The sequence below is a fragment of the Flavobacterium sp. OHVDL-2026-0007 genome, assembly GCF_059882335.1.
The window spans coordinates 2,437,143-2,449,988 of the sequence record NZ_CM187612.1 but is presented as its reverse complement, the minus strand read 5'-3'; the positions used below and the strand labels follow the sequence as shown (position 1 = coordinate 2,449,988).

The 12,846-nt window shown below is 40.6% G+C and carries 7 protein-coding genes, 2 tRNA genes and 3 rRNA genes; 6 read left to right on the top strand and 6 right to left on the bottom strand.

The window, feature by feature from the left end:
* Positions 1-145: 145 nt before the first annotated feature.
* The 6 genes from AC51AA_RS09590 to thrS all read right to left on the bottom strand — a co-directional run bounded on the left by AC51AA_RS09590 (position 146) and on the right by thrS (position 4,652).
* Positions 146-580 (bottom strand): carboxymuconolactone decarboxylase family protein, encoded by a 435-nt coding sequence (locus AC51AA_RS09590; RefSeq protein WP_500701888.1) that lies wholly within the window; start codon positions 578-580, stop codon positions 146-148.
* 76 nt (positions 581-656) lie between these two features.
* On the bottom strand, positions 657-1,232 hold the full coding sequence (locus tag AC51AA_RS09585) for a Crp/Fnr family transcriptional regulator (RefSeq protein WP_500701887.1): 576 nt from the start codon (positions 1,230-1,232) through the stop codon (positions 657-659).
* A 153-nt stretch (positions 1,233-1,385) separates the two neighbouring features.
* Positions 1,386-1,730 carry a 50S ribosomal protein L20 gene (gene rplT, locus AC51AA_RS09580; protein WP_309641487.1) on the bottom strand — a complete coding sequence of 115 codons (345 nt, stop codon included), beginning with the start codon at positions 1,728-1,730 and terminating at the stop codon, positions 1,386-1,388.
* Between the two features lie 101 nt (positions 1,731-1,831).
* Positions 1,832-2,029 carry a 50S ribosomal protein L35 gene (rpmI, locus tag AC51AA_RS09575; protein ID WP_022827375.1) on the bottom strand — a complete coding sequence of 66 codons (198 nt, stop codon included), beginning with the start codon at positions 2,027-2,029 and terminating at the stop codon, positions 1,832-1,834.
* 102 nt (positions 2,030-2,131) lie between these two features.
* On the bottom strand, positions 2,132-2,683 hold the full coding sequence (gene infC / locus AC51AA_RS09570) for a translation initiation factor IF-3 (RefSeq protein WP_500705628.1): 552 nt from the start codon (positions 2,681-2,683) through the stop codon (positions 2,132-2,134).
* 22 nt (positions 2,684-2,705) lie between these two features.
* Complete coding sequence (gene thrS / locus AC51AA_RS09565) at positions 2,706-4,652, bottom strand: threonine--tRNA ligase (RefSeq protein WP_500701886.1); 1,947 nt, start codon at positions 4,650-4,652, stop codon at positions 2,706-2,708.
* A gap of 1,045 nt (positions 4,653-5,697) precedes the next feature.
* On the opposite strand from thrS, the gene AC51AA_RS09560 reads away from it, so the two are divergent.
* From AC51AA_RS09560 to pafA, 6 genes are all read left to right on the top strand, one after another.
* Positions 5,698-7,211, top strand: a 16S ribosomal RNA gene (locus AC51AA_RS09560).
* A gap of 126 nt (positions 7,212-7,337) precedes the next feature.
* A tRNA-Ile gene (locus AC51AA_RS09555) sits at positions 7,338-7,411 on the top strand.
* Between the two features lie 105 nt (positions 7,412-7,516).
* Positions 7,517-7,590 (top strand) — tRNA-Ala (locus AC51AA_RS09550).
* Positions 7,591-7,724: 134 nt separating this feature from the next.
* Positions 7,725-10,609 (top strand): 23S ribosomal RNA (locus AC51AA_RS09545).
* Positions 10,610-10,736: 127 nt separating this feature from the next.
* A 5S ribosomal RNA gene (gene rrf, locus AC51AA_RS09540) occupies positions 10,737-10,846 on the top strand.
* The 16S, 23S and 5S rRNA genes sit together here with 2 tRNA genes alongside, the layout of an rRNA operon.
* Positions 10,847-11,140: 294 nt before the next feature.
* On the top strand, positions 11,141-12,757 hold the full coding sequence (gene pafA / locus AC51AA_RS09535; protein ID WP_500701885.1) for an alkaline phosphatase PafA: 1,617 nt from the start codon (positions 11,141-11,143) through the stop codon (positions 12,755-12,757).
* Positions 12,758-12,846 lie beyond the last annotated feature (89 nt).

Sequence of the window (12,846 nt, the reverse complement as noted above, 5' to 3'; positions counted from 1 at the left end):
AAGCTTTGGGAATAGGTATAAATACGGTATTTTATGCGTTTTTTTTCAACACAAAACTACTTGTTCTCATTAACAAGGACATACAAAAAGAAATGCCTATATGAGTTGATTTCTTTTTGTATGTGGATAGGAAACGAGCTCTAATTTAAACTGCTCTGAGTCCAGTTGTTATGGCAATTCTATTCCATGAATTAATGGTGATGATCATCATGATGATTTCGGCAAGGTATTGATCATCAAATACTAAAGCGGCATTCTGATAAGCTTCATTTGAGACATGATTGCTAATCATGGTAACTTGTTCCGTTAATGCTAAAATGGCTTTTTCTTCCTCCGTATAAACATCAGCTTCGCGCCATGCGCTTAATAGGTAGATACGCTGCTCAGAGATGTTTTGTTTTCGGGCTTCAGCTGTGTGCATATTAATACAATAGGCACAACCATTAATCTGTGAAGCGCGAATTTTGATGAGCTCTTTATGTGTTGGTGTTAAAGAAGTGCTCGCGATGTATTTTTCTAAATTCATCATGGCCTCGTAGGCCTTTGGTGCTGCTGCTGGGATCGTGATTCTTGGTTTCATTGTGGGTATTTTTTTAAGTGTGATACAAAGGTCAGTGCTATTTGCTTTAAAAAACTTGAACTACTTCAAGAAAATGCTATTGTACTTTGCCGGCCCTGATTTTACTCATGAATTCTGCTGAAAAATCAAGATAGGAAGCCAGCATATATTGGGGGACACGCTGCACAAAGTCGGGATTCAATTCGTTAAAATGATGGTATCTTTCTTCGGCAGACATGGTAAATAGAAATTTAATTCGCATTTGTGCTGCGCCAAAAGATTTTTGCGAGACAATTCTAAAGTAACGTTCCAGTTTTGGTATTTGTTGCAGTAGGGACTCTAATACAGCTTGTTCTATAGCAATAACCTCTGACTGTTCAATTGCTTGAATATAAAAGTGAGAGGGGGTATGGTTGTGGTAACTCAAATAGTCGGTAATCCACCAATTTTCGATTCCAAATTGCAGGGTTTGTTCCGTGCCTTTTGAGTTGATAATGTATTGGCGCATACAGCCTTTTGTTATGAAGTATAAGGTGTTACAAATTTGACCTTCTTCTAATACCTGTTCTTTCTTCTTTATTGTAATGAGTTTTAAAGAGGAGTCTAAAAGAGCAATCTCTGAAGGTGCTAAGGAGATGAATTTTTCAATATGTTTGAAAAGGGCTGTATGCATAGAGAAGGGGGATGGTTCTATACAAATATAAGTATAATATCAATTTGTAAAATGGGGGCTTCTAAGATTGACACAAAAGCAAAAACCCATTCGTCGAAACGAATGGGTTTTCTATGATAAGTAAGTAATCTAAATTTAGTTTATAAAACGTTTTTATTTTACTTTGTTAAGTACTGCTTTGAAAGCTTCTGGGTGATTCATCGCTAAATCTGCAAGAACTTTACGGTTCAATTCGATTCCGTTAGCTTTTACTTTCCCCATGAATTGAGAATAAGACATTCCTTCCAATCTAGCTCCAGCGTTGATACGTTGAATCCATAATGCACGGAAATTTCTTTTGTTTTGTTTTCTATCGCGGTATGCGTAGCACATCGCTTTCTCTACTGCATTCTTAGCAACTGTCCAAACGTTTTTACGTCTACCAAAGAAACCTTTGGCTTGCTTCATTATTTTTTTTCTTCTTGCTCTTTTAGCAACTGAATTTACCGATCTTGGCATAATTTTAATGTGTTTTTGTAGCAGGCGTCCTGAATTAAATCAAAGGAACTTAAAAGCCATACTCCAAGGTTATTTTAAATAATTTTTAACCTAAAGAATTATTAGATAATTCTTAATTGTTGTTTGATGCTTTTCATATCTGTTTTGTGAACTAAAGCTGAGTGAGTCAAAGCTAATTTACGTTTTTTAGATTTTTTAGTCAAGATGTGACTTTTAAAAGCATGCTTTCTTTTAATCTTTCCAGAACCAGTAACTTTGAAACGTTTCTTGGCGCTAGATTTTGTTTTCATTTTAGGCATTTTTCCTAGTGTTTTAATTTATTCTTACTTACTTATATCATTTTCAATTTTGTGGTTTCAGCTATAAAGTGATTAGACTAAATGCTGAAACGGTAAACTGAATTATTTTTTCTTCTTAGGAGCAATGAACATAATCATTCTCTTTCCTTCTAAAACAGGCATAGCTTCAACTTTACCATGTTCTTCTAGGTCTGTAGCCAAGCGTAACAATAAGATTTGTCCTTGATCTTTATAGATGATAGAACGTCCTTTAAAGAATACGAATGCTTTTAACTTCGCGCCTTCTTTTAAGAATTTTTCAGCATTCTTTCTCTTAAATTCGTAATCATGCTCATCTGTTTGAGGACCAAAACGAATTTCTTTTACAACAACTTGTGTCGACTTTGCTTTTAAAACCTTATCACGTTTCTTTTGTTCGTAAACAAATTTCTTGTAATCCATGATTTTACAAACTGGCGGCTCAGCGTTTGGTGAAATCTCAACTAAATCTAATTCAAATTGATCAGCTAATCTTAAAGCCTCTGCAAGCTTAAATACACCGGGTTCGATGTTTTCACCTACTAGTCTCACTTCTTGTACACCACGAATATGTTGATTTATTCTGTGGGCATCCTTTTTTTCTACGCGAGGTTGATAACCTCTGTTGCTTCTTATTGCTATGACTTTATAATTTAAGTTAAACTGTAAATACTTTTAATGTCTTTTTTATTTCTTCGTTTACAATGGCGACAAATTCATCAATTGTAACTGTAATATTTCCTTTTCCTTCTTGTCCATGGCGACGAATTGAAATAGTTCCGTTTTTCTCTTCTTCCTCACCGACAATCAGCATAAATGGTATTTTTTGCATTTCAGCATCTCTAATTTTCTTGCCAATAGTCTCGCTTCGGTTGTCAATTAGGGCGCGAATTTCGTGATTTTCTAGCAAATCTAAAACTTTTTTAGCATATATTTCGTATTTCTCGCTCAAAGACAAGATTATAGCCTGTTCTGGCATCAACCAAAGTGGGAAATTTCCTGCTGTGTGTTCTAGTAAGATCGCGATGAAACGTTCCATAGATCCAAAAGGAGCTCTGTGGATCATTACAGGGCGATGTAATTCATTGTCAGCGCCTTTGTATGTTAAGTCAAAACGCTCTGGAAGGTTGTAGTCTACTTGGATTGTTCCTAGTTGCCATTGTCTTCCTAGTGCATCTTTTACCATGAAATCAAGCTTTGGACCGTAGAAAGCTGCTTCACCATATTCAACGACAGTGCTTAAGCCTTTATCTGCTGCTGCATTGATGATCGCATTTTCAGCCTTTTCCCAGTTTTCGTCTGTTCCAATGTATTTGTCTCTGTTTTCTTTATCGCGTAAAGAAATTTGAGCTGTAAAGTTTTCAAAACCTAAAGAACCAAATACGTAAAGTACTAAGTCGATTACTTTCTTGAATTCTTCGTCAAGTTGCTCTGGAGTACAAAAAATGTGTGCATCATCTTGAGTAAACCCTCTAACACGAGTTAGACCATGTAGTTCACCAGATTGCTCATATCTGTATACAGTACCAAATTCAGCATATCGCTTTGGTAAATCTTTGTACGACCAAGGTCTTACGTTGTATATTTCACAGTGGTGAGGACAGTTCATTGGTTTTAATAAGAACTCTTCGCCTTCAGCAGGTGTGTTGATTGGCTGAAAGCTATCAGCACCATATTTTGCATAGTGACCTGAAGTTACGTATAGTTCTTTCTGACCAATATGTGGGGTAACCACTTGCTCGTAACCTGCTTTCTTTTGTGCTTTCTTTAGGAATTGTTCCAAGCGATCTCTTAAAGCAGCTCCTTTAGGTAGCCATAAAGGTAAACCAGCACCTACTTTTTGAGAGAAAGCAAACAATTCTAATTCTTTACCTAATTTACGGTGATCACGACGTTTTGCTTCTTCTAAAAGAAGAAGGTATTCCGTTAAGTCTTTTTGTTTTGGGAACGAAGTTCCGTAAACACGAGTTAATTGTTTGTTTTTCTCATCACCTCTCCAGTAGGCTCCAGCAACGCTCATGATTTTCATGGCTTTGATGATTCCTGTATTAGGGATGTGTCCACCACGGCATAAATCGGTAAAAGTGGCGTGATCGCAAAAAGTAATCGTTCCGTCTTCAAGATTAGAGATTAGCTCTGTCTTGTAAACGTTGTCTTTATACATTTCTAATGCTTCTGCTTTGCTAACAGGGCGCATTTTGAATTCATGTTTTTCTCTAGAGATTTCAAGTACACGATCTTCGATTTTTTTGAAATCAGCATCAGTGATCTTTTGATCTTCAAAATCTACATCATAATAAAAACCGTTTGAGATTGCAGGTCCTAGGGTTAGTTTGATCCCTGGGTACAATTCCTCAAGTACTTGTGCCATGACGTGTGAAGTGGAATGCCAAAAAGCTTTTTTTCCTTCTGCATCATTCCATGTATATAAGATAAGACTACCGTCGGTCGTCAATGGAGTTTCGGTTTCTATTGTTGTACCATTGAAAGATGCTGAAATCACGTTTCTAGCAAATCCTTCACTAATGCTTTTAGCAACCTCCATCGGAGTTACGCCCGAAGCAAACTCTCTAATCGACCCGTCGGGTAAAGTAATCTTAATCATTGTTTATAATTTTATGAATGCAAATATAATGCATTACTAAAATACATACAATACATATATACATGTTTGTACTATATTATATGTAAAGAAAATGAATTGTATCCAATAGAGGTGTTATACCTATATATAGGTGTAATTCTAAATAGACCTATATATAGGAAGGACTAGTTTATTGTGGGGCTTGGCAGTTTTGGTATGGGTGATGTTGTGTTTTGATGTCTGTGTTTGGTGTGAAGACGTTTTTCATGAGGTGAGCCTGCTTTGATGGTGTGTAATAAGTAGTGGTGGTGAAGAAGGGAAGAGGGTAAAGGGTTTTGGTGGGGGTAAGAAGTGGAGAAAAGAGATTGCATGGGGTTCAAAGCGGGGAGATCCCCTAATGAGGCTATTGAAAAATTGTTATGAAAGACACGAATGAGCTGCGAACTCTGTAAAATCGGCTCTTTTGTGAGTGGGGCTATTGCGGCACTGATACCGAACTAAGGATAATTCTTATAGAAGTGAATGCGGGGCTAAAGGTAAGTTTAGTGTTATCAGTGTGTTAAGAAAAAAGCGCAAAAAAGATGGTAGAAAGTGGTTCAAAAAGCTTGTTTACCCGCATAAAGGTTGTAGTTTTGCACCCGCAACGACGCAGACGTTCACTGAAATCTTGACAAGCAAACAAATTGGAAATCGGAAAATTTTTCTGAAAAAAAATTTTGAAAAGCTTGTGAGATTGGAAAACGGATGTTACATTTGCACCCCGCAAAACATTGCAAAGTTCATTGAGAGATTGGTTAGAGAGAGAAGTTTAAATGAGACGAAAGTCTTAAAAAAAAACTTCACATTTTTCTTGCCAGTTGTAAATAACTTTTCTACTTTTGCAGCCGCTTTGAGATATAAGCGACAAACAAAAAAGACACGTTCGTAGACATATTGAATTGACAGCCGTTTTAACAGAGATGTTAAAACAAATAATAAAGAGTAAGATAATCGAGAGATTAATTAAATGAACCGATAGAGACTGATTCGAATAACAATACGATCTAATTTATTAGATCAACAATATACGATGAAGAGTTTGATCCTGGCTCAGGATGAACGCTAGCGGCAGGCTTAACACATGCAAGTCGAGGGGTATAGTTCTTCGGAACTAGAGACCGGCGCACGGGTGCGTAACGCGTATGCAATCTACCTTTTACAGAGGGATAGCCCAGAGAAATTTGGATTAATACCTCATAGTATTATGAAATGGCATCATTTTATAATTAAAGTCACAACGGTAAAAGATGAGCATGCGTCCCATTAGCTAGTTGGTAAGGTAACGGCTTACCAAGGCTACGATGGGTAGGGGTCCTGAGAGGGAGATCCCCCACACTGGTACTGAGACACGGACCAGACTCCTACGGGAGGCAGCAGTGAGGAATATTGGACAATGGGCGCAAGCCTGATCCAGCCATGCCGCGTGCAGGATGACGGTCCTATGGATTGTAAACTGCTTTTATACAGGAAGAAACACTGGTTCGTGAACCAGCTTGACGGTACTGTAAGAATAAGGATCGGCTAACTCCGTGCCAGCAGCCGCGGTAATACGGAGGATCCAAGCGTTATCCGGAATCATTGGGTTTAAAGGGTCCGTAGGCGGTTTAATAAGTCAGTGGTGAAAGCCCATCGCTCAACGGTGGAACGGCCATTGATACTGTTAAACTTGAATTATTAGGAAGTAACTAGAATATGTAGTGTAGCGGTGAAATGCTTAGAGATTACATGGAATACCAATTGCGAAGGCAGGTTACTACTAATTGATTGACGCTGATGGACGAAAGCGTGGGTAGCGAACAGGATTAGATACCCTGGTAGTCCACGCCGTAAACGATGGATACTAGCTGTTGGGAGCAATCTCAGTGGCTAAGCGAAAGTGATAAGTATCCCACCTGGGGAGTACGTTCGCAAGAATGAAACTCAAAGGAATTGACGGGGGCCCGCACAAGCGGTGGAGCATGTGGTTTAATTCGATGATACGCGAGGAACCTTACCAAGGCTTAAATGTAGATTGACCGGTTTGGAAACAGATCTTTCGCAAGACAATTTACAAGGTGCTGCATGGTTGTCGTCAGCTCGTGCCGTGAGGTGTCAGGTTAAGTCCTATAACGAGCGCAACCCCTGTTGTTAGTTGCCAGCGAGTCATGTCGGGAACTCTAACAAGACTGCCAGTGCAAACTGTGAGGAAGGTGGGGATGACGTCAAATCATCACGGCCCTTACGCCTTGGGCTACACACGTGCTACAATGGCCGGTACAGAGAGCAGCCACTGGGCGACCAGGAGCGAATCTATAAAACCGGTCACAGTTCGGATCGGAGTCTGCAACTCGACTCCGTGAAGCTGGAATCGCTAGTAATCGGATATCAGCCATGATCCGGTGAATACGTTCCCGGGCCTTGTACACACCGCCCGTCAAGCCATGGAAGCTGGGGGTGCCTGAAGTCGGTGACCGCAAGGAGCTGCCTAGGGTAAAACTGGTAACTAGGGCTAAGTCGTAACAAGGTAGCCGTACCGGAAGGTGCGGCTGGAACACCTCCTTTCTAGAGCCTTAGTGTTAGTTGATTTATCAACACGCTGAGGAAAAAAGAAGAAGCTTTATAGGTCATGATTTTAAGACTATTTTACTCTTGCTGTTAGTTCAAATAATAAATTTTTAAGAATAAGAGTGTCTCGTAGCTCAGCTGGTTAGAGTACTACACTGATAATGTAGGGGTCGACAGTTCGAGTCTGTCCGAGACAACTATTTAAACTTGAAAAAAAAGGAAATTCTAGAAGTTGGAATTCACCAAAAGAAATTAGATGGAATACAGATCTAAGATCTGAATTCAGTTTCTACAATTGAAATGGGGGATTAGCTCAGCTGGCTAGAGCGCCTGCCTTGCACGCAGGAGGTCAACGGTTCGACTCCGTTATTCTCCACTGATTCGAGACGAAAGTTTTGGATAAAAGTTCATTGACATATTGAGATAAGAAAATAATAAAAAGTAGAAAGCATTTTCTGTTATACGTAACAGGAAATAAAAAAAAACGGTCATATTAATTTATGATTGGTACAATAAGCAAAATAAGGGCGTATGGGGGATGCCTTGGCTCTCAGAGGCGATGAAAGGCGTGATAAGCTGCGAAAAGTTACGGGGATCGGCACACACGAATTGATCCGTAAATACCTGAATGGGGCAACCCACTATGTTGAAGACATAGTACACCGATAGGTGGGCAAACCCGCTGAACTGAAACATCTAAGTAGGCGGAGGAGAAGAAAACAAAAGTGATTCCGTAAGTAGTGGCGAGCGAACGCGGATTAGCCCAAACCAATGTTGTTACGGCAATGTTGGGGTTGTAGGACCACGAGATTTTATGTACAAGGAACCGGAAGTTACTGGAAAGTGACACCATAGAGGGTGATAGTCCCGTATGGGTAACGAGTATAATAGATAGTGGTATCCTGAGTAGGGCGGGACACGAGAAATCCTGTCTGAATTTGGCGGGACCATCCGCTAAGGCTAAATACTCCTGAGAGACCGATAGTGAACCAGTACCGTGAGGGAAAGGTGAAAAGAACCGTGAATAACGGAGTGAAATAGATCCTGAAACCATACGCTTACAAGCGGTCGGAGCCCTTTAGTGGGGTGACGGCGTGCCTTTTGCATAATGAGCCTACGAGTTAACGTTGCTGGCAAGGATAAGTGGTTAAGCCACGGATCCGTAGCGAAAGCGAGTCTGAATAGGGCGCTTTAGTCAGTAGTGTTAGACGCGAAACCGTGTGATCTACCCATGGGCAGGTTGAAGCTGTGGTAACACACAGTGGAGGACCGAACCGGTTGACGTTGAAAAGTCTTCGGATGACCTGTGGGTAGGGGTGAAAGGCCAATCAAACTCGGAAATAGCTCGTACTCCCCGAAATGCATTTAGGTGCAGCGTTGTGCATAAAGTTATATAGAGGTAGAGCTACTGATTGGATGCGGGGGCTTCACCGCCTACCAATTCCTGACAAACTCCGAATGCTATATAATGTTTCACAACAGTGAGGGCTTGGGTGCTAAGGTCCAAGTCCGAGAGGGAAAGAACCCAGACCATCAGCTAAGGTCCCCAAATATATGTTAAGTTGAAAGAACGAGGTTTGTCTGCCCAGACAGCTAGGATGTTGGCTTGGAAGCAGCCATTCATTTAAAGAGTGCGTAACAGCTCACTAGTCGAGCGGACGAGCATGGATAATAATCGGGCATAAACATATTACCGAAGCTATGGATTTCGTATTTATTTACGGAGTGGTAGGGGAGCATTCTAACAGGGTTGAAGGTGAGTCGTAAGGCCTGCTGGACCGGTTAGAAAAGAAAATGTAGGCATAAGTAACGATAATGCGGGCGAGAAACCCGCACACCGAAAGACTAAGGTTTCCACAGCTATGCTAATCAGCTGTGGGTTAGTCGGGACCTAAGGCGAACCCGAAAGGGACAGTCGATGGACCACGGGTTAATATTCCCGTACTACTTATTACTGTGATGGGGTGACGGAGTGATGAAAGCGCCGCGAACTGACGGAATAGTTCGTTGAAGTACCTACCTATAAGCTGCGCAGGCAAATCCACGCGGCTTGGGGAAATACGATAGTACTCGGAGTCTTCGGACAAAGAGATAGTGCGCCTAAGGGCTTCCAAGAAAAACCTCTAAACTTCAGGTAATAAGTACCCGTACCGCAAACCGACACAGGTAGTCGAGGAGAGAATCCTAAGGTGCTCGAGAGATTCATGGCTAAGGAATTAGGCAAAATAGACCTGTAACTTCGGGAGAAAGGTCGCCAGCGCAAGCTGGCCGCAGTGAAGAGGTCCAGGCGACTGTTTATCAAAAACACAGGGCTCTGCAAAATCGTAAGATGAAGTATAGGGCCTGACACCTGCCCGGTGCTGGAAGGTTAAGAGGAGATGTTATCTTCGGAGAAGCATTGAATTGAAGCCCCAGTAAACGGCGGCCGTAACTATAACGGTCCTAAGGTAGCGAAATTCCTTGTCGGGTAAGTTCCGACCTGCACGAATGGTGTAACGATCTGGACACTGTCTCAGCCATGAGCTCGGTGAAATTGTAGTAACGGTGAAGATGCCGTTTACCCGCAGTGGGACGAAAAGACCCTGTGCACCTTTACTATAGCTTAGTATTGACCTTGGATAAATGATGTGTAGGATAGGTTGGAGACTGTGAAGTGGCGTCGCTAGGCGTTGTGGAGTCATTGTTGAAATACAACCCTTTGTTTATCTGAGGCCTAACCCCGCGATTGCGGGGGACATTGCTTGGTGGGTAGTTTGACTGGGGTGGTCGCCTCCAAAAGAGTAACGGAGGCTTCTAAAGGTTCCCTCAGTACGCTTGGTAACCGTGCGTAGAGTGCAATGGCATAAGGGAGCTTGACTGAGAGACATACAGGTCGATCAGGTACGAAAGTAGAGCATAGTGATCCGGTGGTTCCGCATGGAAGGGCCATCGCTCAAAGGATAAAAGGTACGCCGGGGATAACAGGCTGATCTCCCCCAAGAGCTCATATCGACGGGGGGGTTTGGCACCTCGATGTCGGCTCGTCACATCCTGGGGCTGGAGAAGGTCCCAAGGGTTGGGCTGTTCGCCCATTAAAGTGGCACGCGAGCTGGGTTCAGAACGTCGTGAGACAGTTCGGTCTCTATCTACTGTGGGCGCAAGAAATTTGAGTGGATCTGATTCTAGTACGAGAGGACCGAATTGGACAAACCTCTAGTGTATCTGTTGTTCCGCCAGGAGCATCGCAGAGTAGCTACGTTTGGAAGGGATAAGCGCTGAAAGCATATAAGCGCGAAACCCACCACAAGATGAGATTTCTTTTAAGGATCGTGGAAGATGACCACGTTGATAGGCTATAGATGTAAAGGCAGTAATGTCATAGTCGAGTAGTACTAATAATCCGTAAGCTTATGTACACCTTTTCCCCTGACTTCGGTCAGGGGGAGAAACTTTCTAATAAATACTTTTTTCTTTATCTCAGTATGTTAAGATATTGTGTAATGTTGATTGACAATAAGTTAATCACCCATTGCAAAACGACCTTAAGGTGGTTATTGCGGCGGGGCTCACCTCTTCCCATCCCGAACAGAGTAGTTAAGCCCGCCTGCGCAGATGGTACTGCAGTTATGTGGGAGAGTATGTCGTCGCCTTTCTTTTGAAAACCCTGTTTCTAACGAAACGGGGTTTTTTGTTTTCAGCCGTTTTGGGAAATAAATCTTCATTTCTCATTGGAAATTGCTCTTGCGTATCTAGTGAGCAATACTTCGGGTTGGAGTAAGAAGAATAGGGTGAGCCTAGGCTTAATTCTTCAGTTAATCTTGTAAACAAGGAAGGCTATTATTGGGTTTCCTTTTTGTTAAATTAATGGTTTTTTTAGGTTTTAAATTATTGGATACTAGCCTTTTTAAATACGAATCAGTATTTTTGTTTTAAATTATGATTTAAATATGAAAAAAATTATTGTATTGATAACATTATTTGTTGTCTCAAATTTAAGTGCTCAACAACGTCCGAAGTTAGTTGTGGGGATAGTGGTAGATCAAATGAAAATGGAGTATTTGTATCGGTTTTCAGATGATTTTTCTCCAAATGGATTTAAAAGATTAATGAATAATGGATTTACTTTTCAGAATATGCATTATAATTATATGCCTACGTATACTGCTCCGGGGCATGCTTCAATTTATACAGGTACTACGCCTTCGACTCACGGTATAGTAGGGAATGAATGGTTTAGTAGAACACTTGGAAAAGAAACGTATTGTACGGATGATGCTTCAGTGAAAACAGTGGGAGATGGTACTGTTCAAGAGGGAGCTATGTCTCCAAAAAACTTGCAAAGTACTACTATTACGGATGAAGTACGTATGGCTACTAATTTTGCTGGAAAGGTAATCGGGATGAGTTTAAAGGATCGTGGTGCTATTTTGCCTGCGGGACATTTTGCCAATTGGGCCTTTTGGTACAGTAAAACGGGAGCTTTTATTTCAAGTACGTTTTATGGTGAAAAGTTGCCAGATTGGGTTACGCAATTCAATAATGAGAAACATTATATGCCATACATTAACAAAGGATGGGATTTGTTTAAACCAGCTTCAACTTATAATGAAAGCTTAGAGGATAATAATCCTTATGAAGGGAAGTTATATAATAGTACTGCTCCAGTTTTTCCATATGATTTGAAATCTATGTATGAGAAAAATGATGCTGGAGTGATAAGATCAACTCCATTTGGTAATAACTTATTGGCTGAATTCGCTAAAAAAGCGATCGAAAAAGAAGAATTAGGAAAAGATAATATTACGGACTTTTTAACGGTTAGTTTTTCTTCCACAGATTATGTTGGGCATTTACTAGGGCCACGTTCTATGGAACTTCAGGATACGTATTTAAGATTAGATGAAACGATTGCAGATTTCTTAAATTACTTAGACAAAACGGTAGGGAAAGACAATTACTTACTATTTTTAACGGCAGATCATGCTGGTGCGGAAAATGTTATTTATTTGAAAGACCGTAAGTATAATGTAGATAATTACCCTTCAAAAGAGGTGAGAAAGAGTTTGAAAGATTTCTCTGTAAAGACTTTTGGAGTGGATCTAGTTTTAGATTATGGTAATTATAATTTATTCTTCAACAGACAAACAGTACAGGATAAAGGATTAGACTTGTCGAAAGTGAAACAAGCTTTTAAAGGGTTTTTGTTAACGCAACCACAGGTTAAAAAAGTATATACGGAAGAGGAAATATTAGCGAACCCAGGAAGTGATTATTACTTGAATTTTGTGGCTAAAGGTTATGATGTAACTCAAAATGGTGATTTAGTGATCATTGATAAACCAGGTGATATTGAATATTCACCTGTAGGAACATCACACGGAACACCATATGCTTATGATACTCATGTACCGGCTATTTTTTATGGGTGGCATATCAAACACGGAGAGTCTTATGATAAAAAAGGGATTACGGAGATAGCTCCGACTTTAGCTCAGAAGATTAAGGTTGCGTTTCCTAGTGGAACAGAAGCCAAAGTACTTCAAGAAGTTTTGGATGAAAAATAATAGTCTCTAGTGTACTATATTAAACCTGTCTTCGGACAGGTTTTTTTATGGACAAAAAAAAGGCTTTTCATTGAGAAAAGCCTTTCATA

What these genes read in the sequence shown, in the direction of transcription:
- thrS (WP_500701886.1), bottom strand. Translation starts at nt 4,652, where the DNA reads ATGATTAAGATTACTTTACCCGACGGGTCGATTAGAGAGTTTGCTTCG.
- AC51AA_RS09585 (WP_500701887.1), bottom strand. Translation starts at nt 1,232, where the DNA reads ATGCATACAGCCCTTTTCAAACATATTGAAAAATTCATCTCCTTAGCA.
- rplT (WP_309641487.1), bottom strand. Translation starts at nt 1,730, where the DNA reads ATGCCAAGATCGGTAAATTCAGTTGCTAAAAGAGCAAGAAGAAAAAAA.
- AC51AA_RS09590 (WP_500701888.1), bottom strand. Translation starts at nt 580, where the DNA reads ATGAAACCAAGAATCACGATCCCAGCAGCAGCACCAAAGGCCTACGAG.
- rpmI (WP_022827375.1), bottom strand. Translation starts at nt 2,029, where the DNA reads ATGCCTAAAATGAAAACAAAATCTAGCGCCAAGAAACGTTTCAAAGTT.
- pafA (WP_500701885.1), top strand. Translation starts at nt 11,141, where the DNA reads ATGAAAAAAATTATTGTATTGATAACATTATTTGTTGTCTCAAATTTA.